The 20,966-nt window shown below is 72.7% G+C and carries 17 protein-coding genes; 6 read left to right on the top strand and 11 right to left on the bottom strand.

Annotated elements, in window-relative coordinates; all coding sequences use genetic code 11:
- The first annotated feature begins 465 nt into the window (after nt 1-465).
- Nucleotides 466-1,893, top strand: a complete 1,428-nt coding sequence (locus ACFYM0_RS02045; protein WP_388495621.1) for a PP2C family protein-serine/threonine phosphatase — start codon at nt 466-468, stop codon at nt 1,891-1,893.
- A gap of 132 nt (nt 1,894-2,025) precedes the next feature.
- On the opposite strand, the gene ACFYM0_RS02040 is transcribed toward ACFYM0_RS02045, so the two are convergent.
- Nucleotides 2,026-3,507, bottom strand: a complete 1,482-nt coding sequence (locus ACFYM0_RS02040; RefSeq protein WP_388495619.1) for a hypothetical protein — start codon at nt 3,505-3,507, stop codon at nt 2,026-2,028.
- 230 nt (nt 3,508-3,737) lie between these two features.
- On the opposite strand from ACFYM0_RS02040, the gene ACFYM0_RS02035 reads away from it, so the two are divergent.
- From ACFYM0_RS02035 to kstD, 3 genes are all read left to right on the top strand, one after another.
- A complete protein-coding gene (locus ACFYM0_RS02035; protein WP_388495618.1) occupies nt 3,738-4,862 on the top strand; it encodes an aminoglycoside phosphotransferase family protein in 1,125 nt (374 codons plus the stop codon).
- A gap of 117 nt (nt 4,863-4,979) precedes the next feature.
- Complete coding sequence (locus ACFYM0_RS02030; RefSeq protein WP_388495616.1) at nt 4,980-5,171, top strand: hypothetical protein; 192 nt, start codon at nt 4,980-4,982, stop codon at nt 5,169-5,171.
- A 201-nt stretch (nt 5,172-5,372) separates the two neighbouring features.
- On the top strand, nt 5,373-7,169 hold the full coding sequence (kstD, locus tag ACFYM0_RS02025) for a 3-oxosteroid 1-dehydrogenase (protein WP_388495615.1): 1,797 nt from the start codon (nt 5,373-5,375) through the stop codon (nt 7,167-7,169).
- Between the two features lie 43 nt (nt 7,170-7,212).
- Here the strand turns inward: kstD and ACFYM0_RS02020 are convergent, their stop codons facing one another.
- The 9 genes from ACFYM0_RS02020 to ACFYM0_RS01980 all read right to left on the bottom strand — a co-directional run bounded on the left by ACFYM0_RS02020 (nt 7,213) and on the right by ACFYM0_RS01980 (nt 16,688).
- Nucleotides 7,213-7,713 (bottom strand): hypothetical protein, encoded by a 501-nt coding sequence (locus tag ACFYM0_RS02020; protein ID WP_266911468.1) that lies wholly within the window; start codon nt 7,711-7,713, stop codon nt 7,213-7,215.
- A 319-nt stretch (nt 7,714-8,032) separates the two neighbouring features.
- A complete protein-coding gene (locus tag ACFYM0_RS02015; protein WP_388495613.1) occupies nt 8,033-10,750 on the bottom strand; it encodes an ATP-binding protein in 2,718 nt (905 codons plus the stop codon).
- 125 nt (nt 10,751-10,875) lie between these two features.
- Entirely contained in the window at nt 10,876-11,292 is a 417-nt protein-coding gene (locus tag ACFYM0_RS02010; protein WP_388495611.1) for an ACT domain-containing protein, read from the bottom strand.
- A 108-nt stretch (nt 11,293-11,400) separates the two neighbouring features.
- On the bottom strand, nt 11,401-11,868 hold the full coding sequence (locus tag ACFYM0_RS02005) for a hypothetical protein (RefSeq protein ID WP_388495609.1): 468 nt from the start codon (nt 11,866-11,868) through the stop codon (nt 11,401-11,403).
- A gap of 139 nt (nt 11,869-12,007) precedes the next feature.
- The gene (locus tag ACFYM0_RS02000) at nt 12,008-12,235 is read right to left on the bottom strand and encodes a DUF397 domain-containing protein (protein ID WP_388495840.1); all 228 of its coding nucleotides are present in this window, start codon (nt 12,233-12,235) and stop codon (nt 12,008-12,010) included.
- A gap of 133 nt (nt 12,236-12,368) precedes the next feature.
- Nucleotides 12,369-13,544: a thiolase domain-containing protein gene (locus ACFYM0_RS01995; protein ID WP_266911458.1), complete on the bottom strand. Its 1,176-nt coding sequence runs from the start codon at nt 13,542-13,544 to the stop codon at nt 12,369-12,371.
- Nucleotides 13,541-14,599 (bottom strand): thiolase domain-containing protein, encoded by a 1,059-nt coding sequence (locus ACFYM0_RS01990; protein ID WP_388495608.1) that lies wholly within the window; start codon nt 14,597-14,599, stop codon nt 13,541-13,543. Before ACFYM0_RS01990 ends, ACFYM0_RS01995 begins: the two co-directional genes overlap by 4 nt.
- Complete coding sequence (locus tag ACFYM0_RS01985; protein ID WP_388495606.1) at nt 14,599-15,561, bottom strand: Zn-ribbon domain-containing OB-fold protein; 963 nt, start codon at nt 15,559-15,561, stop codon at nt 14,599-14,601. Before ACFYM0_RS01985 ends, ACFYM0_RS01990 begins: the two co-directional genes overlap by 1 nt.
- Before the next feature lie 326 nt (nt 15,562-15,887).
- Nucleotides 15,888-16,688 carry a crotonase/enoyl-CoA hydratase family protein gene (locus tag ACFYM0_RS01980; protein ID WP_388495605.1) on the bottom strand — a complete coding sequence of 267 codons (801 nt, stop codon included), beginning with the start codon at nt 16,686-16,688 and terminating at the stop codon, nt 15,888-15,890.
- Nucleotides 16,689-16,862: 174 nt separating this feature from the next.
- Between ACFYM0_RS01980 and ACFYM0_RS01975 the strand changes: the two genes are divergently transcribed.
- Nucleotides 16,863-18,506 carry an acyl-CoA synthetase gene (locus tag ACFYM0_RS01975; RefSeq protein ID WP_388495604.1) on the top strand — a complete coding sequence of 548 codons (1,644 nt, stop codon included), beginning with the start codon at nt 16,863-16,865 and terminating at the stop codon, nt 18,504-18,506.
- Nucleotides 18,507-18,652: 146 nt separating this feature from the next.
- On the opposite strand, the gene ACFYM0_RS01970 is transcribed toward ACFYM0_RS01975, so the two are convergent.
- Nucleotides 18,653-19,543: an alpha/beta fold hydrolase gene (locus ACFYM0_RS01970; protein ID WP_388495602.1), complete on the bottom strand. Its 891-nt coding sequence runs from the start codon at nt 19,541-19,543 to the stop codon at nt 18,653-18,655.
- 108 nt (nt 19,544-19,651) lie between these two features.
- Between ACFYM0_RS01970 and paaK the strand changes: the two genes are divergently transcribed.
- Entirely contained in the window at nt 19,652-20,962 is a 1,311-nt protein-coding gene (gene paaK, locus ACFYM0_RS01965; RefSeq protein ID WP_388495600.1) for a phenylacetate--CoA ligase PaaK, read from the top strand.
- The last annotated feature ends 4 nt before the right edge of the window (nt 20,963-20,966 follow it).

Raw genomic sequence — 20,966 nt, 5'->3', positions numbered from 1 at the left:
TCGTTGTCTTTCGCCGGTACGGCCGGGGGCGGGCCTCGTACACCTCGGCCGTACGATCGATCACCCTCGCCCGGAAGGCCGGTTTCCGGCCGCGGGCGGCACGGGCCGCCGCCGCTCCGAGGCGCCCCCAGCGGAGGCGGTCCGGCGCAGCCACGAAAGCCCGCCGACGGGATTCACCCGGTACCGGTCGCCGTCCGGCAGTCCGGGAACGGCAGGGGAACTCCGGGGGAACGAAAGGGGCCGACAGGGTGTGCGGGCCGGCCCCGCCGGCACGGGCTGACTGGATTCGTTCGCACGCTCCAGAGCGGCCGGAAGGCCTCAGGCATATGCCTGAGGTAAGTCCTCCGCGGATGTTGCCAAACGCCTTACGGGCCGTTGCCGGCTGTGCAACAGTCGTAACCGGCCCTTCCTTCAGAACCGGTCCCTCCTCAGACTTGGCCGTGCCGCGCCTGTATCGGAGTTCAGATGCCGTCCCACCTGTACGCGGACCGCCCCGCGCAACCCCCCGAGCCAGGGTCGGTGGACGCGCTGATCTCGCAGACCCGACAGCTCCGGGGAGAAGTCGACGCCGTCCGCCGCGACACGGTCGTCGACGACGACGACGCGCAGGGCCGCTGGCAGCGCGCACTGTGCGATCTCGCCGTCCACCACCTCGACGACCTCCGCGCGCACCTCGGCCAGCTCAAGGAGGGGCTGCCGCCCGCCTCGCCCGAGTCGGCCGCGCTGCCGCAGGCCGCCCCCGAGACGGGGGCCGAGGCCCAGCAGACGAGGGTCGGCAGTGCCGAGTGGAACCTGCTGACCGATGAGGTCAGTTGGTCCGACGAGCTCTTCCAGATCTTCGGCCGCTCCCCCGAGGCCGGCGCGCTGCCCCTCGACGAGCTGGGTTCCACCCTGTTCTCCGATGACCAGCCGCTGCTGACCGCGATGGTGACGGCCTGTCTGGTGGACGGCAAGCCGATAGACGGCGAGTTCCGCATCGTCCGGGCCGACGGCCGCGTCCGGACGCTGCACATGAGGGGCGAGCCGGTACTCGACTCCGACGGTTGCACGGCCTCCATGTGGGCCGTGCTGCGGGACGTGAGTGAACTGCGCCGGAGCCAGCGGGCGGTGCGCGAGTCCCGGGACTCGCTGCAGCGCCGGCAGGAGATCGCGCAGACCGAGCGCCGGCTGGCGGTCGAGCTGCAGGAAGCCGTGCTCCCCCCGTGGCGCGGCTCCCTGCGGTTCCCGCACGACAACACCAGGGCGCTGGACGTGGCGGCGCACTATCTGCCCTCCGCGACCAGCGCGCTCATCGGCGGGGACTGGTACGACGCGCTCGAACTCCCCGGCGGACACTCCATGCTGACGGTGGGTGACCTCACCGGGCACGGAGTGACCGCGACCTCCGGCATGGCGATGATGCTCGGCGCCCTGCGCGGGATGGCCATGGCCGGCATCGAGCCGGGCCCGCTGATGGGCTGGCTCAACCAGCTCCTGGAGACCTCCGTCCAGCCCGCGCTGGGATCCGCCGTGTGCTGCCGGTACGATCCCGCGCGCCGGGTGCTGTCCTGGGCCCAGGCCGGCCACCCCGCCCCGCTGCTGTTCCGGCGCGGCCAGGGCCGTTCCCTGCTGCCGCCCGAGGGCGTCCTGCTGGGAGCGACCTCCGGAGCCGCGTACGGCCAGGCGGAGGAGCGGCTGGAGGTCGGCGACGTGCTCGTCCTGCACACCGACGGACTGACGCCGCGCAGCATCGAGTTCAGCAAGGCCGACGGGACCGAGCGGCTGCTGGCGCTGGCACCGCACTTCTCCGCAGCCCGGTCCGCGCAGGACTGCGTGCGCCTGGTGATCGGGGAGTTCGGCGAGGGCGAGCGCGAGGACGACGCCTGCGTACTGGTGGCCCGGATCGGCTCATAGCGAGGGACGGACGGGACCGCGGGCTTGGGCCTGCGGGCTGCGGACCACACCGTCTGCGGGCGAATCGCGGGACTCAGGGCCGCGCCGGAAGGCGCGGCCTTTTCCGTCCTCGGCCCCCGGCGGCCACCGGCCTCAGACCGACCGTGCCACGGGGCTGTTCGGCAGGGCCAGCTTGATCTCCTCGCGGAGCTCCTCGATGCCGGCGAACCCGGAATACTGACCGGTCAGCCGGTACATCTCGCGCAGCCGGTCCCATGTCCGGTGCGAGGAGGTCTCGTTCATCGAGACCAGCGCCAGGCGTGCGTAACGGTCGGCCTGTTCCGGGTCGTCGGCGATGAAGCAGGCTGAGGCCATCGAGATGTAGTCGAAGATCTTCGAGCGCTGGTGGCCGTCGGCCCGCAGCCGCAGGGCCTCCTTCGCGTGCTGCTGCGCGATGGTCGCCGCCGAGGGGTCGTGGTCGGCGAGGGTGCGGAAGGCCAGCGCCTGCATGCCGTGCAGATCGGCCTCGTCGAAGTGCTGCATCCAGGACGGCGCCGGCACGTCTCCCGAGGTGGACACGAACAGGTCCTCGGCCTCGCCCAGGGTGCGGCGCATGGCCTGCCCCTTGCCGAGCGCGGCCTGCGCCCAGGCCTCGATGGTGTGGAGCATGGCGCGGGTCCGCGGCAGGGTCTGCTCGCCGGAGCCGGACTGCGCCAGCTTCATCAGGTCGAGGGCCTCGTTCGGCTTGCCCAGGTGGACCATTTGACGGGCCGCGCGGGAGAGCGCCTCCCCGGCGCGCGGACGGTCGCCGCCCTCGCGGGCCGCGTGCGCGGCGATGACGAAGTACTTCTGCGCGGTGGGCTCCAGGCCCACGTCGTGGGACATCCAGCCCGCCAGGACCGCCAGGTTGGCCGCCACCCCCCAGAGTCTGCGCTGGAGGTGGTCGGGGTGGTGGTACGCGAGCATGCCGCCCACCTCGTTGAGCTGGCCGACCACGGCCTTGCGCTGGAGGCCGCCGCCTCTGGAGGCGTCCCAGGCGCGGAAAACGTCCACCGAACGCTCCAGGGCCTCGATCTCCTGGGAGCCGATGGGCGCGGCCTCGTAGCGGTCGTATCCCGCGGAGTCCGCCTGGAAGGCGTCGGCGTGACGCTGCACGTCCTTCGTGCGGGTGGGGTCGGTGTGGAGCCAGTCGTGCATGGCGTTGCCGATGGCTGAGCCGGCGGTGAGCGCGGCACCCGCGCTCATCAGACCGCGACGGTTGAGCATGAGGTCCATTCCCGTGAATTCGGTGAGGACCGCGGCTGTGCGTTCGGGCGCCCAGGGCATTCCGTCGGGGTTCTCCTGCTCCCCGTCCGGTTGCCGTTTGGCGGTGCGCCGTTGTCGTACGAACCCGAGGTCCTCGATGGTCACGACACGACCGAGCCGCTCGGTGAACAGTGCTGCCAGTACCGTGGGCACCGGTTCGCGCGGGGTTTCCCCCATGTCGATCCAGCGCCGCACCCGCGAGGTGTCGGTGGCCAGCTGGTGGTGACCCATCGAGGCCGCCTGCCGGTTGACCATCCTCGCCAGTTCGCCCTTCGACCAGCCGGCCAGGCCGAACAGGTCGTTCAGACGGGTGTTTGGACCTTTGCTCACGTCAAGCCCCCAGGTTCTCGGCTGAGTTGACAGTAGCCCCCCGTCAGATGCCGAGCGACTATTCGCCAGGGTTCGCCAGGGCACGCAATGTGGTCCGCCACCCACGCCCGGGTGTCAGGTAGGAATGCGCCTCCCCGACCCGGTCACCGGCGGAACTCCCCAGGGTGATGCACGGGATCCGGCGGGGCGGCGTACGCAACTCGTCGGCGCACGAAGGGATCCGTAACGCCATGTACGCAGCCACGTCCTCCGTGTCCGCCCCGGTCCGGCCGCACCGCACGCTCCCCGCGGGCGGCGGCCCCTACCTCGAACCCGGCCGCCCCGCGGCCCCGGCGCAGGGCGCCGTACGAGCGCGGCGGATGCCGGGAACCGGATCGCAGCCGCTCAGCGGGAGAATCGACCTGTCGGGTCCCCAGGGGGCGCAGTTGCGCACCGCGCTCGCCTCCGTGCAGCGCATCTGTCCGGAGTTCGCGCCGGTGCAGGTACTGCGCCGCAGCGGCCGGTCGGTCCTGCTGGTGGGAACCACCGGACGGATGACCGCCGTCGCGAAGGTTTTACTGGATCACTCGCCCGAGTGGCGCGAGCGGTACCGGCACGAAATAGCGACGTACCGGACGTTCGTCCGGCACCGCCCGCAGGTCCGGGTACCGCGGCTGATCGCCGCCGATCCGGAGAACTGCGTACTGATCGTCGAGCGGATGGCCGGCCGGGTCGCCGCGCTCCAGCGGCATCCGGTGGAGGCCCCGCCGCGTGCCGACCTGCGGGCGGCGCTGGGAGCGGTGCGCCAGGTGAACGGCTGGCAGCCCGCGGACGAGCTGTTCGGGCGGCCGCTGGACTACGACCGGCGGATCGCCCGGGACTACCAGCTGGGCCTGCTGACCGACCGTGACTTCGGCGACCTGCAGAAGCTGCTGCACGGCGTGAAGATGTCGGGCAACCCGTGGCAGTTCAACCACGGCGACGCGCTGCTGTCGAACCTGCTGCTGTCCCCCACGGGTCCCGTGCTCCTCGACTGGGAGCACGCGGGCTGGTACCGGCCGGGCTACGACCTGGCCACCCTGTGGACGGTACTGGGCGACGCCCCGGCCGCACGCGCCCAGATCAGCCGCCTGGCACAGGCAGCCGGACCGGCCGCGCGGGACGCGTTCCTGGTCAACCTGATGCTCGTGCTGACCCGGGAGATCCGGATGTCGGAGACGGCCGTGCAGCGCTCGATGCTGGCGACCGCCCCGACCCAGGCGCCGCCGACGGGCTGCCTGTCCTCGGGCGAGGAGCAGCGCCTGCTGCTGCGCCGCCTGCACGACGACGCGGGCATGGCCCGCAGGGCGGTCCGCGCGGCGGTGGGCACGCGCTGACCCCCGCCGCCCACTGGTCCCGTAGTCCCGCGGCTCGTCCGGCCGCGGGACTACGGCGTGTTGCACACTGGTGTTCGTCCCGGCGGCGCGCGCCGGGACGAACAGGGGAGGAAAACCATGCGCATACGCAATCTCGCGGCCGCCGTCGCCCTGACGGCAGGGCTCGCGGCGGCGGGGACCGGGATGGCAGCGGCAGCGGCGGACGAATCCGCGCAGGCGATCGCGGGCCCCACCCCGTACGCCAACTACGCCCCCGCCGACGACGGGGACGGAGCCGCCCTCGCGGCGGACTTCACGCCCAACCGGTGACATGACCCGGGCCCGACGGCCCGGCCCCCGAGATCCCGTGGTGCGCACATCCGGTGCGTACACCACGGGATTTCCCATGTCCGCTCCGGATGGGCGACTGGCGCGTATGCCTTGACTTCACATGATCCCCCGAACACCTTTTCTGACTCAGCATCAGAATGCTGGATCCATCCCCTCCCCCCTCTCCGCTGGAGCCTGCCCATGACCGCGAGAACCGTCTCCGCAGCGAGTCCGAAACCAAGCGACGCCCTCCCCTCCCGCCGGACGGTCCTCGCCGGGACCGGCGCCGGGGTACTCGCCGCCACCGTGCTGCCGGCTGCCGTGGCGCACGCCGCGGACGGGCCCGCACTCGGCGAGTACGACGTCGTCGTGGTCGGCTCCGGAGCTGCCGGAATGACCGCCGCGCTCACCGCGGCCAAGCGGGGCCTGAGCGTGCTCGTGGTCGAGAAGGCCCCGACCTTCGGCGGTTCGGCCGCCCGGTCGGGCGCCGGGATCTGGCTGCCCAACAACTCGGTGATCCTGGGCGCGGGCGTCCCGGACACCCCGGCGAAGGCCGCGCAGTACCTTGCGGCCGTCGTCGGCAACGGCTCCTCCGCGGACCGGCAGGCGGCCTTCCTCGCCAACGGGCCCCGGATGCTGGACTTCGTGATGGCCAACAGCCCGCTGCGCTTCCGTTTCATGGACGGCTACAGCGACTACTACCCCAACCTCCCCGGCGGGCTCCCGAACGGCCGCTCCATCGAGCCGGACCAGATCGACGGGAACATCCTCGGCGCCGAACTGGCCCACCTGAACCCGGCGTACATGCCCGTGCCGGCCGGAATGGTGGTGTTCAGCCAGGACTACAAGTGGCTCAACCTCGCCGCCGTGAGCGCCAAGGGGCTGGCGGTGTCCACCGAATGCCTGGCGCGCGGTACGGCGGCCGCGCTGTGCGGGCAGAAGCCGCTGACCATGGGCCAGGCCCTGGCGACCGGCCTGCGGGCCGGGCTGCTGCAGGCCGGGGTCCCGGTGTGGCTGAACAGCCCGCTCGTCGACCTGGTCCAGGAGGGCGGCGCGGTCACCGGCGTCGTGGTGGAGAAGGCGGGCGTACGGGGCGTGGTGCGGGCCCGCAAGGGCGTGGTCATCGGCTCGGGCGGCTTCGAGCACAACGCGGAGATGCGGGCGCAGTACCAGCAGCAGCCTATCGGCACCCAGTGGTCGGTCGGCGCGAAGGAGAACACGGGCGACGGGATCCGGGCCGGCCAACGGGCCGGTGCGGCACTGGCGTTGATGGACGACGCCTGGTGGGGGCCCTCGATCCCGCTCCCCAACGAACCGTACTTCTGCCTGGCCGAACGCACCCTGCCCGGCGGCCTGATGGTCAACGCGAAGGGCGCACGCTTCGTCAACGAAGCCGCCCCGTACAGCGATGTGGTGCACGTGATGTACGAGAAGGACCGGGACGCGACCGGTTCGCACATTCCGGCCTGGCTGATCGTGGATCAGAACTACCGCAACAAGTACCTGTTCAAGGACATCCTGCCGACGATCGTCTTCCCGGACTCCTGGTACCAGGCGGGCGCCGCGAAGAAGGCGTGGACCTGGGACGCGCTGGCCAACCAGATCGGGGTGCCGGCGGCCGCCCTGCGCTCCACCCTCAACCGGTTCAACCTCCAGGCGTGGAACGGCACCGACCCCGACTTCCACCGGGGCGACACCGCCTACGACCACTACTACACGGATCCGGGCGTGACCCCGAACTCCTGTCTGGCCCCGATATGGGCGCCGCCGTTCTACGCCTTCAAGATCGTGCCGGGTGACCTGGGCACGAAGGGCGGCATCGTCACGGACGCGCGGGCCCGCGCGCTGCGCGCGGACGGATCCGTGATCCGCGGCCTGTGGGCGGCGGGCAACGCGAGTGCGGCCGTGATGGGGCACAGCTATGCGGGAGCCGGGTCGACGATCGGTCCCGCGATGACGTTCGGCTACGTGGCCGCCAACGACATCGCGGACGCGTGACGGCCACACGCCCGCAATCGCGGCTGCGGGCCGACCGCGCGGGCTAGCCCTGCTGGAAGAGCTCGGCCGGGAGCGGCTTCAGCAGCGCGTAGAGATCGTCCGTGATCGGCCGGTCCCAGCTGGCGATGGTGACCAGCACGTTGTCGCTGCGGTCGAACTGCACGCAGCTGATCCGGCTCTCGGAGAGCTTGACCTTCCGGACGATGAGGAGGTTGTCGCCCTGCATGACGGGGCAGTCCTCGGCACCGGTGACCTCGACGTCCTCGTCGTTCTCGAGGGCGTCGAGGAGCTGGGCCACCTCGAAGGGGACCTGGCCCTCGGAGAGGTCGCGCGCGGGGGAACCCTCGGGGAGGTTTCCGATGATCATTGCGGGGCCGCGTCCGCCGAACAGGTCGTAGCGGAGGAAGACACCCTGGCAGCTGCCGTCGGGCGCGGGCAGCAGCCCGGCCCCGAGATTGCCCGGCCAGTCCCCCGGGTCCATGGCCAGGACGTCGAAGTCCGGGCCGGCGGGTGTGGCGGCGCGGTGGCGGCGGAGGAAGGACATGCCGCCATGGTACGTGCCCCGTCGCGTTTCCCGGCCCTCCACCCCCTGACCCGGGGCCCGGCCCCCGACCCCGGCATCGACCGTCCCGCGGCGCGGGGCGAAAGTCCCCGCGGCACCCTTTGCCGCTCCGCGGGGCCCGGGGCTCCGCCCCGGACACCGCGCCTCAAGCGCCGACGAGGCGGGAGTGTGCCGCGCTGCGGCATGTCCGGCCCGTCCGGCGTGTGAGGACCGGGTCCGGGCAGAGCCCGGGGAACGGTGGAAGGGCGGGTAGGGGACAGCCCCGCAGGGCTGCTCCTGCGCTACGGCCCCGGCGGGCCGGTCAGTGGGCCGCGGCCGGGGCGGCGCCGGGCACGGGCGGCACGGCGAGGCCCGGCAGCGCCCCGCCGAGGGCGAGCAGCGCGTCCGTGGTGGTGGCCACCAGGCCGTCCGCCCCGCAGGCCCGGGCCGCCACCACCGCACGCTGCAGGACGTCGGCGTCTCCCCGCTCCTCCCCCAGCGCGGCCAGCGCGAGCGCCAGCTCATAGGCCGCCGGCGAAGCCGACAGCACCTCCACGGCCTCCTCGAGGAGGCCCGCCCGGTCCTGCGGCGAAGCCACCTCCGCGGCCACCCGCAGGGCCTGGCCGATGCCGGACGCGGCCCCGAAGGCGCGGGCCCTGCGTACCGCCTCCCCGGCCAGCTCCCGCGCACGCGCCGGGTCCTCCGCGGCGACCGCGCGGGCCAGGTGGAGCCGCCAGGGGCACCAGGACGGGTTCTGGATGCCCCTGGGGGTCAGCCGCCGGTCCACCGCCTCCAGCTCCGCCGCTGCGGCCTTCGCCTGGCCGCGGGCCAGCAGCAGTTCCGCGTAGACGGTCTGGGAGTCGGGGAAGACGACCGCCGCCGGGAAGGGCTCCCCGTACTCGTGTTCCCGGACCAGCTCCCAGGCCTCCTCCGCCCGGCCGCGCGCCAGCAGCGTGGTGACGAGGATCGCGATGGCGTACCAGTGGACGGGCGTACGCCGTCCGACGCGCTCGGCGAGGCGCAGTCCGGCCCGCGCCAGCTCCTCCGCCTCGGCCAGCCGCCCCCGGCGGTAGCGGATGTAGGCCCGCAGGCTGTAGGCGAAGGACAGGTGCGCCCCGCGCCAGCCCTGCCGTTCGAACTCGGCGGTGCCGGCCTCGAACAGTTCCTCGGCCCGCTCCGGCCGGTCGGCGTACATGTGCACCATCGCGACGAGCACCGGGACCTCGAAGCCCCGGTCCGCGTACGCCCAGCTGAACTCGGTTTCCAGGACCCGGCCGGCATGGTGGAGGACCACGTCGACCGGCTCCCCGCGCAGGCAGGCGTCCCAGGCGCGCAGCCCGATGACGTACCGCTCGGTGAGGTCCCGCCCGCTCAGCCGGTCCGCGAGCTTCGCGAGCCGCCGGGAGCGCGCCGGGGAGTCCGGCTCGGCGGCGTTGAAGGCGTCCCACATGAACTGCTCGGACTGCAGGCGCAGCCGGCCGCGTACGTCCTGGGTGTAAGGGATCTCGCGCGCGAGGCATTCAGAGGCCTCGGCCAGGCGGTCGCTGTGCGAGAGCACCTGGGCCAGCCGGATGACGATCCCCTGGCGCAGCGCCGGGTCATCGAAGGGCTCCGCGAGGGCGGCGCGCAGGTGGTTGACGGTGTTGGCGGGCTCGGTGAGCAGGGAGGCGCAGCCCAGTTCGTACAGGACGGCCGCCCGTTCGTCGAAGTCCGGGGGTTCGCGCAGGGCCCGTGCGAGCTGCCGGCGGGCGGCTTCTGGGGCGCCGGCCCGGAGGTTCTCGCCGGCGGCCTCGCGCAGGGTGCGCACCACCCAGGGGTCGTTCTCGGGATGGGTCTCCAGCAGGTGCCGGGCTGCGGCGGAGGGCCCGAGTCCCGCGTCGACCACGGCCGCGGCGGCCTTGCCGTGCAGGGCGACGCGCAGGGCGTCGGGGATCGCACGGTATATGGAGGTGGCGATGAGGGGGTGTACGAACTCCAGCCCGGCCGCTTCGTCGGCGGCGGCTTCCTCGGCGGCGGCCGACAGGATGCGGGCGTCGCGCAGCCGCCCGGTGGCGTCGACGGCTTCCTCGGTGCCGAGTCCGGCGACGCGGGCGGCGAGTTCCCGGGGGATGTCGGTGCCGAGGACGGCGCAGGCCCAGGCGAAGCGGACGGTGGAGGGGCCGAGGCTGTGCAGGCGGGCGACGAGGCCGCTGCCGCGCTGGGCGGCGGCGAGGTCGCGCAGCAGCGGGGCGCTGGCTTCGACGGGGGCGAGGCCCTTGTCCCGGACCTTCGCGGTGAGCTCGACGGCTTCGAAGGGGTTGCCGGTGGTGACGGCCCAGGCCTCGCGGCAGAACGCCTCGTCGGCGTGGTCTCCGACGGCTTCGCGGACCAGGCCGGAGACGGCCTCGGCGGTGAGCGGCGCGAGGCTCAGCGGACGGTGTCCCGCGCGGCCGGGCAGCGTGCGGAAGGCCTCGGCGTGCGCGGGGAGTTCGTCGGGGCGGTAGGCGACGACGAGGAGGAGCGGGAGGTGTTCGGCGCGCGGTGCGAAGGCGGCGAGCCAGGAGAGGGATTCGGGGTCGGCCCAGTGGGCGTCGTCCAGGACGAGGGCGACGGGGGCGCGCTGCACGACGAGGTGGGTGAGGACCCAGTCGAGTCCGTCGCGCAGGCCCTGGGGGTCGGGCGGGGCGCCCTGCTCGGCCGCGCAGAGGCCGAGGGCGGGGCCGACGATGGAGTACCAGCTGCCGAGGGCCTCGCGCAGTTCCGCGTCGGAGGTGCCGGCCAGTTGGGGCTGGATGAGCTGGCGGGCGACGTGGAAGGGCTGGCTCTGCTCCTGTTCGCCGCCGCGGGCCGCGAGGACGGTGCAGGCCTTGGTGTGGGCGCGGCGGCGGACTTCGCCGAGGAGCGCGGTCTTGCCGAGGCCGGCGGGTCCGGAGAAGGCCAGCAGGGCTCCGCCGGCGTGGGGGCCCGGGTCCGTGAGCTGGTCCAGGGCTTCGTCGACGGCGGTGAGCTCCGCGTCGCGTTCGAACATCGTGCGCCGTTTGCGGGTCCGGCGTTCCGTCATGGCTGGTACCCCCCAGGCCTGTTCGGGGGTTCAGCGTACGCCCGCGCACGCGCCCGGGAAGCCCGGTGCGGCAAATAAAGCTGATCTTCTCTGGCGGGCCGCCGAAAGGGGTATAAGCGGACGGCTCAGTCCTGTGCGGAGCGTTCCGCGAGCGCTTCCAGGACGGCCACGGCCTCGGCGGCCCGGGCGGCGTCCACGAAGAGGTGGTCGTGGTGGTAGCCGGCGATGACGTTGCAGCTCAGGCCGTGTGCGCCCAGTTCGGTGGCGAAGGCGGCGGTGAGGCCGACGGCGTCGAGGGAGGAGTGGACGCGCAGGGTGATCCAGCCCGCGGTGTACGTGTACGGGAGTCCGGCCTCGTCCGCGTCCTCCTGGCTGAGCACGAGGGTGAGCCCCTCGGGTTCCAGGACGGAGGCGACGGGGGTGAGCCCGGCCAGGGCCTCCGGGTCGGTGTCGCCGGGGATGGTGCAGAACACGTACAGCCCGTCGTTCAGTTCGGGCCGCATTCCGCTCAGCAGCTTCCGCAGGTCGTTTTCTCCGCTCATGTCCCCACCGTACCGGCCGTCACGTTATGGCCGGTACGACACCCCTGGCCGGCCGTCTCATCAACCGTCTCGTCAGCCGTCTCGTCAACCGCCTGGTCCGTCGCCCGGTCAGTCGCCCTCGTAGAGCCGCCGGTGCCACCAGGCGCGCGGGCGGCCGCTCCAGTCCACCCACCCACCGGCCGACGGGGCCGGGTGCGGGAGCGTGCGGCGGCGGAACTCCTCGTCCAGGCCCCGCAGCACGCGGCCCAGCGCGGTGCGGGCGACCGGCGGCAGCTCCCGGTACAGGTCTCCCAGGTCGTCCCGGACGACGGCGACGTCGTCGCGTGCGCAGCCGGGGCAGGCCGGACACTCGGAGGGGACCAGGAGCAGGGGGCTGCCGGGACCGCTCAGGAAGGTCCGGTAGCGGTTCAGCAGGTCGATGATCTCGTAGCCGCGTCCGGGCCGCGCCCAGTGCGCGGCAGCGGCCGCGGCGGGTGACAGCCGGTCCACGGGCGGGAGTTCCCACGCCCAGGCGGGCGGACGCCTGTCGTACGTTCCTCGTTCGGCGCGCAGGGCGCCGGGCCGTCTACGCGGCATCGCCCTTTCGGCGGGTGATCGTCATGGCGCCCATGATGCCGAGGACCCTCGGAGTCCGGCAAGGGGTTTACGGGGGCCCACCGGGGGCGGCGGCTCCGCGCCCGGTGGTGCGCCGCGTACCGAACCGACGGGAGACGGCCTAGGTCAGGTCGAACTCCCCGCCCCGCGCGTTCAGGACGAACTTGCGCCACTCGTCCGGCGCGAAGATCAGCGAGGGACTTTCGGGGCGGTCGCCGTTGCGCATCGCGATGAACCCCTCCACGAAGGCGATCTGGACGTCGCCCGACCCCCGGCTGCTCGACTGCCAGTCCGCCTCCGTCAGGTCGAGGTCCGGCTTTCCCCAGCCGGCGGGCGCCTTCGACGTCATGCTCTCTGCCACCTGCGTGCTCCTCCCGGTTCTTCGTCCCGGGGCCCAGGTTAGCCATCGCACGCCGTGCCGCACAGGCCACGGTGCGTCACTCTTGGCCTGTACGGCACGCGGCCCGGAAACCGGCTTCCGTTCAGGAGCCCGGCTGCTCCGCCCCCACCAGCCACATCGCGAAGAACTGCGCCCCACCGCCGTACGCGTGCCCCATCGCCCGCCGGGCGTCCGGGACTTGGTGCTCGCCGGCCTGACCGCGCACCTGGAGGGCCGCCTCCGCGAAGCGGATCATGCCCGAGGCGCCGATCGGGTTGGTGGACAGCACGCCGCCCGACGGGTTGACGGGCAGGTCCCCGTCGAGCTCCGTGACTCCGGCCTCGGTGAGCTTCCAGCCTTCGCCCTCGTCGGCGAAGCCGAGGTTCTCCAGCCACATCGGCTCGTACCAGGAGAACGGCACGTACATCTCCACGGCGTCGATCTCCCGGCGCGGATCGGTGATCCCCGCCTGCCGGTAGACGTCGGCCGCGCAGTCCTTGCCCGCCTGCGGGGACACGAAGTCCTTCCCCGCGAAGAGGGTCGGCTCGCTGCGCATCGCCCCGCCGTGCACCCAGGCCGGCGGCTTCGGCGAACGGGCCGCGCCCGCCCGGTCGGTGAGGATCATCGCGCACGCCCCGTCGGAGGAGGGGCAGGTCTCGGAGTACCGGATCGGGTCCCACAGCATCGGGGACGCCTGGACCTTCTCCAGGGTGATGTCGTGCTCGTGCAGGTGCGCGTACGGGTTCTTCAGCGCGTTGCGGCGGTCCTTGTACGCGACGAGCGAGCCCACCGTGTCGGGGGCGCCGGTGCGCCGCATGTAGGCGCGCACGTGCGGGGCGAAGAACCCGCCGGCCCCCGCCAGCAGCGGCTGCTGGAAGGGGACGGGCAGCGAGAGCCCCCACATGGCGTTGGACTCGGACTGCTTCTCGAAGGCGAGGGTCAGCACCGTGCGGTGGACCCTGGCGGCGACCAGGTTGGAGGCGACGAGCGCCGTGGAGCCGCCCACCGAACCGGCCGTGTGCACGCGGAGCATGGGCTTGCCGACGGCGCCGAGGGCGTCCGCCAGGTACAGCTCCGGCATCATGACGCCCTCGAAGAAGTCGGGGGCCTTGCCGATGACGACGGCGTCGATGTCCGCCCAGGTCAGCTCCGCGTCCGCGAGCGCCCGCGCGGCGGCTTCCCGTACGAGTCCCGCGATGGAGACGTCGTGGCGGGCGGCCACGTGCTTGGTCTGGCCGATGCCGACGATGGCCACCGGCTCCTTGCCCGTCGTGCTCATGCTCGGTCCCCTTCCAGGACGGCGACCAGGTTCTGCTGGAGGCAGGGGCCGGAGGTGGCGTGCGCGACGGCCCGGTCGGACTCGCCGCGGTGGATGCGGGCGGCCGCCTCGCCGATCCGGATCAGGCCGGCGGCCATGACCGGGTTGGCGGCGAGCGCTCCGCCGGAGGGGTTGACGGCGACGTCCCCGCCGAGTCCGAGGGCCTTGCGGAGCACGACTTCCTGGGAGGAGAAGGGCGCGTGCAGTTCGGCGGTGTCCACCGGGGCCTCGAACACGCCCGCGTGCTCGGCGGCGATCCGCGTCGACGGGGAGTCGGTGAGGTCGCGCAGTCCGAGGCTGTGGGCCTCGATGCGGTGGTCGATGCCGGTGATCCAGGCGGGCCGCTCGCACAGCCTGCGGGCCACGTCCCCGGCGGCCAGGATGACGGCGGCCACGCCGTCGCCGATGGGCGGGCAGTCGCCCGTGCGCAGCGGGGCGACCTGGTACTCGCCCTGCGCGACGGCTCCGCTGAGCTGGGCGTGCGGGTTGGCTCCCGCGGAGGCCCGGCTGCGGGCGCCGATCGCGGCGAGCCCGGCTTCGTCGGTCTCCCCCGCGTCGATGAGCGCCTGGGCCTGGAGGGCGGCCAGGGCCACCGAGTCGGGCCAGAGCGGAGCGACGTAGTACGGGTCGAGCTGGCGGGTCAGCACGTCGCGCACCGACCCCGGCGAGGACTTCCCGTACGAGTAGACGAGCGCGGTGTCGGCCTCGCCGGTCTGGATCTTGACCCAGGCCTCGTAGAGGGCCCAGGCGCCGTCCATCTCCACGTGCGATTCGGAGATGGGCGGCCAGGCGCCGACCCCGTCGAGGGTCATGGTGAAGGAGAAGGCCCGGCCGGCGAGGTAGTCGCTGGAACCGGAGCAGGTGAAGCCGATCTCCCCCGCCTTCAGTCCGGTGGCGGCCAGCACTTGGTGCAGGACCGGCATGACCATCTCGACTTCGCTGAGCTCGTCGGTGCGGCGCAGGTGGTCGCTCTGCGCGAAGGCGACCACCGCGACCTCGCGGGCGTATCGGGCCATCAGATGAGCTCCTTGTACACGTCGTAGTCCGCGTCCGGCTCTCCGGTGGGGCGGTAGTGGTCGGGGTAGCGCCCGCCCTCGGTCCAGACGGGTTCGACCCGCAGCCCCATCCGCACCTGGTCGTACGGGATGCCGCCGATCCGGCCGTGGAGGGCGAGGCCGGCGCCGTCGAGGGCGATGTGGGCGTAGACGTACGGCACTTCGATGTCGAGGTTCTTGGCCTTGATGTTGACGATGCAGTAGGTGGTCACGGTGCCGGCCGGCCCGACCTCGACCCGGTCGGTCGTCGCCACCCCGCAGGTGGGGCAGGCGCCGCGCGGGGGGACGTACACCTTGTGGCAGGAGGGGCAGCGCTCGCCGATGGTCTTCTGCTCGGAGAGCCCGGCGATGTACGCGGTCTGCGCGCGGCCGGGGCTGTACGAGTAGTCCAGGCGGGCCTCGGCGACGATCCCGGTGACGGCGTCGGCGAACTCCCCGCTGTGCGGAGTCGCTTGTGTGCCCGGCTCCCCGTCCCCGGCGGGCTCGAAGCAGGCGATGTCGGTGATCGCGCCGGTCCGCTCCGCGGCCCACCGCACGCGGACCCGCATGCCGGTGGCGACCGCCTCGGGCCCGGGGGCGTCGAGGGCGTGCAGGATGGCGGTGTCGGCGCCGTCGAGCCGGACGAGCACCCAGGCGAAGGGCGTGGCGAGGGGCTGGTTGGGGCGCGGCGAACCGTTCCAGGCCCAGGTGGTGACCGTCCCCGTGGCGGCGACCTCGACCAGGTCGCGGATCTCCTCGGCGGTGACGGGGTCGTACTCGACGGGCGGCACCATCACCTTGCCGTCGGCGGTCGTGACGCCGAGGACGACGCCTTCGCGCAGCCCGGTGAGGAAGGCGCTCTGCACCGGTCCGAGGGAGCGGGTGAAGGGGAACTCGACGACGAGGGGCGCGCGGAGGATCTCGGGTGGCGACGCGGCTGTCATGGGTGGGTCTCCGATGTAGGGGGCGGGACACTGTCGGCTCCGCCGTGCGAATCTGGCAGGGCCGGTTCGGCCCCGCCGGCGTTTGAGGCGCGGGGGTCCGGGGACTGGCCCCGGCAACGGCGCCGCACCCTTGCGTCCGGCCCCGAACCCGGCCCGGCCGGAGCCGGTTCGGCCCCGCCGGCGTTTGGGGCGCGGGGGTCCGGGGACTGGCCCCCGACAACGGCACCGCACCCGCGGAACGGTCCGGCACCACGGACACGTCCCGGGCCCGGGCCCGGACGGACGCAGCGGACACGGACGGGCGCGGCCCGGGCGCAGGCCGGCGGCTACTCCCGCCGATACACCGCGGGCCGCTTCTCGGCGAAGGCCCGCGCCCCCTCCTTGGCGTCGGCCGTATCGAAGACCGGCCACCCCCGGAGGAGTTCGGAGGCCAGCCCCTGCGACTCCGTCATCTCGGCCGTCTCGTAGACGGAGGCCTTCACCGCCTCCACCGCCAGCGGCCCGCACGCGTTGACCCGCTCCGCGATCTCCAGCGCGGCCGCCAGCGCCGTCCCGTCCGGTACCACCCGCCCGATGAGCCCGATCCGCGCCGCCTCCTCGGCCGCGTACGGCCGCCCGGTCAGCAGCATCTCCAGCGCGTGCGTCCGAGGGATCTGCCGCGGGAGCCGTACCGTCGAGCCGCCGATCGGGAAGAGCCCCCGCTTGACCTCGAACAGTCCGAAGGTGGCTCCCTCCCCGGCGACCCGGATGTCGGTCCCCTGGAGGATCTCCGTGCCGCCCGCCACGCAGTAGCCCTCGACCGCCGCGATGATGGGCTTGCGCGGCCGGTGGTGGCGCAGCATCGCCTTCCAGTGCAGGTCCGGGTCGGCCTTCAGCCGGTCCCGGTACTGGTCGCCCGCCATTCCCTTGCCCGCCAGGGCCTTCAGGTCCATGCCGGCACAGAAGTCCCCGCCGGCCCCCGTCAGCACCACCGAGCGGATCGTGTCGTCCGCGTCGGCCTCCAGCCAGCCGTCGTACAGCCCCACCAGCAGCGGCAGCGAGAGCGCGTTCTTCGCCTCGGGCCTGTTCATGGTGAGCACCAGCGTGGCTCCGTGGCGTTCCACGGTCAGGTGTTCTGTCCCACCCATTGCCGTCCTCCCGTCTCAAGACCTAGAACAGGTTGCAGGAGGGGCCGGTGCAGTTCAATAGTTTTCTGACACCCAGTCAGATTTCTTGGGCGGTCCCCTTCCCTGTTGGGGTTGGCGACGCTCTAATGACCGCCGAGCAGACCAGCCATGGGATTTTCTGGGTCAGGAGGACCGGTGGAGTACAACATTGCCGACCTGTTCGAGTCGGTCGTGGACGTGGTCCCGGACCGCGAGGCCCTCGTGTACGTGGACCACCCCGGGACCGGCGCCGAGCGCCGCCTCACGTACGCGGAGCTGGACGCGGCGGCGAACCGCATCGCGCACCACCTGCTGGACAGCGGCCTGAAGGCCGGTGAGCACTTGGGCCTGCACCTCTACAACGGCATCGAGTACCTCCAGACCGTCCTCGCCTGCCTGAAGGCCCGCCTGGTGCCGGTGAACGTGAACTACCGGTACGTGGAGGAGGAGCTCGTCTACCTCTACAACGACGCCGACCTCGCCGCGCTCGTCTTCGAGGGCGAGTTCACCGAACGGGTCGCGGCGGCCCTCCCGCAGACGACGAAGCTCCGTCACCTGATCCGCGTCGGGCCGACCCCCGAGGGCGCCCCGGAGCCCTCGATCGCGCCGGTCGCGTACGCCGACGCGGAGGCGGCCGGCTCGCCGGACCGCGGGTTCCCGCCCCGCTCCCCCGACGACCTGTTCATCATCTACACCGGCGGCACGACCGGTATGCCCAAGGGCGTCATGTGGCGCGCGGAGGACCTCTTCTTCGCCGGCCTGTTCGGCGGGGAACCCTCGGGAGAACCGGTGAAGCGGCCCGAGGAACTGGCCGAGCGGGTGGCGTCGAAGGGCGCCGGGCTCACCTTCTTCCCCGCGCCACCGCTGATGCACGGCACGTCCACGCTGACGTCCTTCATCGCCTTCAACTACGGGCAGCGGGTGGTGATCCACCGCAAGTACGCGCCCGAGGAAGTGCTGCGCACGATCGAGAAGGAGAAGGTCTCCAGCGTCTCGCTGGTGGGCGACGCCATGCTGCGACCGCTCATCGACGCCCTCAACGGGCCCCTGAAGGGCACCGACCTGTCCTCCCTGTTCAGCGTCTCCTCCTCCGGAGCGATCATGTCGGAGACGGTGCGCGCCGAGTTCCAGGCGCTCGTGCCGAACGTGATGCTCCTGAACAACTTCGGCTCGTCCGAGTCCGGATCGAACGGCCGCGCGACGAACGACTCCGGCCCGGAGAAGGGCTTCCGGCTGGAGGTCAACGAGCGTACGCAGGTCGTCGACCCGGTCACCCACGAGCCGGTGCCGGTGGGCGAGCCGGGACGGCTCGCGCAGCGCGGGTACGTACCGCTGGGCTACTACAACGACCCCGCCAAGACCGCGGAAACCTTCTTCCAGAAGGGATCCGAACGGTGGGTGTTGCTCGGCGACATGGCGACCGTTGACGAGCAGGGCATCGTCACCGTCCTCGGCCGCGGCTCCCAGTGCATCAACACGGGAGGCGAGAAGGTGTACCCGGAGGAGGTCGAGCAGGCCCTGAAGTCCCACCCGGACGTCTACGACGCCCTGGTCGCCGGGGTCCCCGACCCGAAGTGGGGCAGCCACGTCGCCGCGGTGGTCCAGATCCGGGAGGGCGCCGCCGACCCGACGCTGGACGAGATCCAGGCCCACTGCCGCACCAAGCTGGCGGGCTACAAGATCCCGCGCCAGCTCGTCGTCGCCCCCGCGATCCAGCGCTCCCCGAGCGGCAAGGCGGACTACCGGTGGGCGAAGTCGGTGGCCACGGAGGCGGACGCGGGCGCGGACACCGAGAGCTGACACCGCGAGCCGACACCACGGGCCGACACCACGTCGCGTCACACGCCGGCGGGCCGGGGCCCTGAAGGGTCCCGGCCCGCCGGCGTGTTCGCACGCCCCGCCGGGGGTGTCCGCTTCGGCCGCAGGTGCCGGCCGGCGGCCGCCGCTCAGGCCCCGGTGGCCAGGAACCGCTCGACGCGGGCCGCGAACCACGGCGCTTCGTCCAGCCACGGGAAGTGCCCGCCGCCCCGCTGCACGTCGACGACGCCCCGCGCGAAGAGCCGCGCGAGGCGGGCGGCGAGGGCCGGGGAGGGGTTGGAGTCCAGTTCCCCGGCCAGGACCAGCACCTCGCCGGCGAACCGGCCCAGAGCGGCCCGGGTGGCGGGCGGGTCGAAGGCCCCCGGACCGGCGAAGGCGGCGGAGGCCTCGGCGTTCTTCTGGACCGGGCTCAGTGCCGCGTGGGCGCGCGCCTCCCCGTCCCAGCGCCCGTAGGCGAGCGGCATCGCCGCCGCCCAGTCCGCCTCGGCGGGAACCTCGCCGGCGGCCAGGGCGTCCAGCGCCCGCCCGTAGGCCGCGATGGCCGTGTCGTAGGGCTCGCCACCGCCTCTGCGGCGGACGTCCGCGAGACGGGCTTCCGGGGACTCCGTGAGGTCCACGGCCCAGCAGGTCGGCGTGATCATGGCCAGTCGGCGTACCCGCCGCGGGTGCGCCGCCGTGTAGAGCAGGGCCAGGTTCCCTGCGGCGGAGTGGGCGAGCAGGTCGACGCCGTCCAGTCCGAGGTGGATGCGCAGCGCCTCGACGTCGGCCACCTGGTGGTCGACCCGGTACGTCGAGGGGTCGGCCGGGACCGCGGAGTCCCCGGTGCCACGCAGGTCGAGCAGGATCAGCCGGCGCCCGGCGGACAGCCCGCCGAGGTCGCCCAGGTAGGCGGAGGCCCGCATGGCGCCGCCCGGGAGGCAGACCAGGGGCTCCCCTTCCCCCTGGACGTGGTACGCGAGTTCGGTTCCGTCATCAGCGGTGAAGGTAAAGGTGCAGGTGGACTGCGTGGAGGTCGACATGGACGCAATCCCAGCAGACGATCACTCGTTCGAGTAATTGATTTGGCTGCCGCGGTCCGGCAATCTACCGAATGATCGGTCGGTTGACTTGGACAAGGGGTGGGCGGCATGGGTACGTACACACAGGGCCACGACGGCGGTGCGGACGAGGCCGAGCGGATGGGCCGGGACGAGCTGGCGGCGCTCCAGCTGACCCGGCTGCGGGCGACCTTGCGCCGGGCGTACGACCGGGTGCCCTTCTACAGGCAGGCCTTCGACAAGGCCGGTCTGCATCCCGACGACTGCCGCTCCCTGTCCGATCTCGCGCTGTTCCCCTTCACCACCAAGTCCGATCTGCGCGACCAGTACCCCTTCGGACTGTTCGCCGTGCCGCGCTCCGAGGTCCGCCGCATCCACGCCTCCAGCGGCACCACGGGCCGCCCGACCGTCGTCGGGTACACGGACGGGGACCTGTCCACCTGGGCGGATGTCGTCGCCCGCTCGATCCGCGCGGCGGGCGGCAGGCCCGGCCAGATCGTCCACATCGCCTACGGGTACGGACTGTTCACCGGAGGCCTGGGCGCGCACTACGGCGCGGAGCGCCTGGGCTGTACGGTCGTCCCCGCCTCGGGCGGGATGACGGACCGGCAGGTCCGGCTGATCGAGGACTTCCGGCCGGAGGTCATCATGGTGACCCCCTCCTACATGCTGACCCTGCTGGACGAGATGGAGCGCCAGGGCATCGACCCCCGCGCCACCTCCTTGCGTACGGGCATCTTCGGCGCCGAGCCGTGGACCGAGGAGATGCGCCGCGAGATCGAGGAACGCCTGAACATCGACGCGGTGGACATATACGGGCTCTCGGAGGTGATGGGCCCGGGCGTCGCACAGGAGTTCGCCGAGACGAAGGACGGCCTTCACATATGGGAGGACCACTTCTATCCGGAGGTGGTCGACCCGCTGACGGGCGCCGTGCTGCCGGAGGGCGAGCCCGGGGAGCTGGTCTTCACCTCGCTCACCAAGGAGGCGATGCCCATCGTCCGCTACCGCACCCGGGACCTGACCCTGCTGCTTCCCGGTACCGTCCGGCCGGCCTTCCGCCGGATGGAGAAGATCACCGGCCGCAGTGACGACATGATCATCCTGCGCGGGGTGAACCTCTACCCCACCCAGATCGAGGAGGTGCTCCTGCGGACCCCGGCCCTGGCTCCGCACTTCCAGCTCCGGCTGACCCGGCAGGGGCGGCTGGACGCCCTGACGGTACGGGTGGAGGCGCGCCGCGAGAGCGACGCCGGCCAGCGGGAGGCCGCGGCGGCCTCGGTGGTGCGGGCCGTCAAGGAGGGGGTGGGCGTCTCGGTCACCGTGGAGGTGGTGGATCCGGAGACCCTCGAGCGGTCGGTCGGCAAGATCAAGCGGCTGGTGGACCTCCGGGACGCCTGAGGCC

This window comes from Streptomyces sp. NPDC006487, from assembly GCF_042870555.1.
GTDB lineage: Bacteria > Actinomycetota > Actinomycetes > Streptomycetales > Streptomycetaceae > Streptomyces.
Note: the sequence above shows the minus strand (reverse complement) of the source record. Positions and strands in the feature narration are given on the sequence as shown.